The organism is Frankia sp. CeTa3Moorea (assembly GCF_978021225.1).
This window is the reverse complement of sequence record NZ_CDXDOR010000098.1, coordinates 1-3,120: the sequence shown is the minus strand read 5'-3', so window position 1 is coordinate 3,120 and position 3,120 is coordinate 1. Positions and strand designations below refer to the sequence as shown.

The 3,120-nt window shown below is 69.6% G+C and carries 2 protein-coding genes and 1 pseudogene; 1 reads left to right on the top strand and 2 read right to left on the bottom strand.

The features are described 5' to 3' along the window. Window positions 1-361: pseudogene (locus tag AC08OV_RS16435) on the bottom strand (excinuclease ABC subunit UvrA); the annotation flags it as partial. A gap of 244 nt (window positions 362-605) precedes the next feature. Here AC08OV_RS16435 and AC08OV_RS16430 point away from each other — a divergent pair. Beyond that, complete coding sequence (locus AC08OV_RS16430; RefSeq protein WP_476615118.1) at window positions 606-1,304, top strand: MBL fold metallo-hydrolase; 699 nt, start codon at window positions 606-608, stop codon at window positions 1,302-1,304. A 165-nt stretch (window positions 1,305-1,469) separates the two neighbouring features. Here AC08OV_RS16430 and AC08OV_RS16425 read toward each other — a convergent pair whose 3' ends face one another. Then, window positions 1,470-2,351: a glycosyltransferase gene (locus AC08OV_RS16425; RefSeq protein ID WP_476615121.1), complete on the bottom strand. Its 882-nt coding sequence runs from the start codon at window positions 2,349-2,351 to the stop codon at window positions 1,470-1,472. Between the last annotated feature and the right edge of the window lie 769 nt (window positions 2,352-3,120).

Here is a 3,120-nt window from a genome sequence, read left to right as displayed (position 1 = left end):
AGTGCGGGCGGCCGGCGCGGGCGAAGAGCAGCCGCAGGTAGTCGTAGACCTCGGTGATCGTGCCGACGGTGGACCGCGGGTTGCGCGAGGTCGACTTCTGATCGATGGAGACGGCCGGGGACAGCCCCTCGATGAAGTCGACGTCGGGCTTGTCCATCTGCCCGAGGAACTGCCGAGCATAGGCTGACAGCGACTCCACGTAGCGCCGCTGCCCCTCGGCGAAGATTGTGTCGAAGGCGAGGCTGGACTTGCCGGACCCGGACATACCGGTGAAGACGATCAGCCCGTCGCGGGGCAGGTCGAGGTCGACGTCACGGAGATTGTGTTCACGCGCGCCACGCACGACAAGACGATCGGCCATCGACAAACCCTCATGATCTTCAGTAAGACCGGACCTGGGCGAGTGTGGCCATGCTACGGATGAGGACCGACACTTTTCCGGGGGCGGCCACCTACCACCAGCCGGACGAATCCGTCGAATCCGATAGAGACCTCGGAGGCGTCAGAGGCATCAGATCTCCCGGTGCCACCTGACGGACCGTAACGACCAGCAGCTATCCCCTGTTCCCGTCCCATCCGCGCCATCCGCTCCGGAGAGGATCACCATGAGCGACGCCGACGGCGGCGACACCAGCCGCACCGGCTACACCGAGTACACCGGGAAAGTCACGGTCGGCGGTCCGGCCGACGTGCGGACCCTGCCAGGCCTGTCGATCACCAAGATCGCCGTCGGCCCGATGAACAATAACGCCTACCTGCTGCGCTGCCCGGTCACCGGGGAGCAGCTGCTCGTCGACGCGGCAAACGAGGCCGACACGCTGCTGCGGCTCGTCGGGGACGCGGGGCTGGCGACGGTGGTCACCAGCCATCAGCACGATGATCATGTGCAGGCCCTCGCAGATGTGGTCACCACCACCGGGGCCAGCACGGTCGCCCATCCGGACGACGCCCCCGCCATTCCGGTGCCCACCGCGCGGCAGGTGCGCGACGGAGACGAGGTCGCCGTCGGGACGGCCACCCTTCGGGTGATCCACCTGGTCGGGCACACAGCCGGATCCATCGCCCTGCTCTACGAGGCCGATCCCGCCGCCCCCCACCTCTTCACCGGAGACTGCCTGTTCCCTGGCGGCCCTGGAAACACGTTCGGTGACGAACAGGCCTTTACGACGCTGATGGACGGCCTCGAACGCAAGATCTTCGGCCCACTGCCGGACACCACCTGGATCTACCCGGGCCACGGACACGACACCACCCTCGGCGCCGAACGCCCGCACCTGGCGGAATGGCGCGCCCGCGGCTGGTGACGGCGGCGGTGAGGCCGGCTCCGGTATGGCGAGCTCGGCCTCGACGCGCTCACGCCACGGATGCGCTCAGTCCCCTGAGACCTCCTCCGGAACGAGGTGATGCTGACGCTGTGCCTACTGTCCGGGGAAGCCGTCGGCAAGATCACCGATCAGATCATCCTGCCGCTACTGCGGCGTCCGCGGTACCGGGCGGAGATGGCCGAGACGCAACCGCGTCTCGGCCGGGACGGCGCGCCACCGTGAGCTGACCGCGGGCTCCCAGCCTGGCCGGGCCAGCCCGCTCACCAGCCCGGAGAGGATCCGGACCGCGCGCAACGCGTCATGCGACCGGCCCACGGCCAATTTGCGCGCGGCGAGGACGGTCAGCTGGGCCGCGTGCACCGCGGTCCACGACCGGCCCACGTCGTGACGGTGCCGCCGGGCATAGGTGGCGGCCGACCGGCCGAGTTCGGCGTACAGCAGCCCGGACCGCCCGACGGTCTCCCCGCCCACATGTACGACCGGCCAGGCGTCGTCCGCCCAGACGATGCGCCCGCCCGCGGCGTGCAACCGGGCGAACAGATCCGTCTCCTCGTAGTACATCCAGTACGACGGGTCGAATCCGCCCAGCCGTAGGAAAATCTCCGAACGGACGGCGAAGAAGGCGCCGACCGGATAGCGCAGTTCCGGCCACCTCTCCACCGCGGCGATCTCGCCCCGTACCGCCGTGTAAGCGTTCGTCCGCGGGCGCGGCAGGACGGCACTCGCCCGCCCCCGCTCGCCCGCCATGCCGCGGATCGGGAAGCCGACCACGTCGGCGGACGACGCGGCCCAGGCGAGCAGCTTCGGGATCATCGTCGCGGTGTCGGCAGGGACCGTCACGTCACTGTTGACCACCAGGATCCACTCCGGCCGCAGCCCGTCCTCCACGGCACGGCGGACAGCGAGGTTCACCGCGGTACCGTATCCGACGTTCCCGTGCCCCTGGACCACGCGCACACCGTCCGGCAACGCATCATGCCGGGCTTTCCCGTCATTCTCCACCAGAAATACCCGACATTCCGCCATGGCATCCAGTGTGGTCAGCAACCGGTACAGAGACGTCGATCCCCCGTGAGAAACGACGACCGCCAACAGCCTGTGCATCATCCGCCTTCGGCTAGTGCGCCCGCAACGAGCTGCGAAATTTCGGGAAGAATCGGCGAGGAAGGACCACAGCTCACACCGAACGAGTACACACGATCGGCCCTGGAACGTCGAGTATTCCCGCCCGCGCGTCTCCTCGCCCGCGTCAGAGAGATACGTTCCGGCGGCTGGACGTGCACCGATGTACCGCAGTACCCGCCGGAACCAGCATAACCGCTGAGCCAGGGCTGTCCGGCATCCTCGTTCCCGGCGCGTCGCGACACCATTCCTCGATATGTTTCCGGACGCGCGGCGAACCGGGCCCGGTTCGTCACCCGCCTGACGTCACGGGCGGCCCGCCTCCGGGTGAACAGTCGCACTTTCCCGACCAGACCACGGCCCTTGCGCCGATCATGCTCACCGAGGGCCAGGCCACGGCGAGCGCCGTGGCGCTGGCCACCGCCCCGGACGGTCCGCTCACCCGGGACGGGGCGACGGCGTTAGAGAAGCCGCTCGACGCGACGACCCCGCCGGCCCATCGCCCGCTGATCATCGGGGCGCCGCCTGGGAGCCTTCGGCCACGGACCGCGGCTCGGCCACCCCCTCCGGCTCGGCCACGGACCGCGGCTCGGCCACCCCCTCCGGCTCGGCCACGGACCGCGGCTCGGCCACCCCCTCCGGCTCGGCCACGGACCGCGGCTCGGCCACCCCC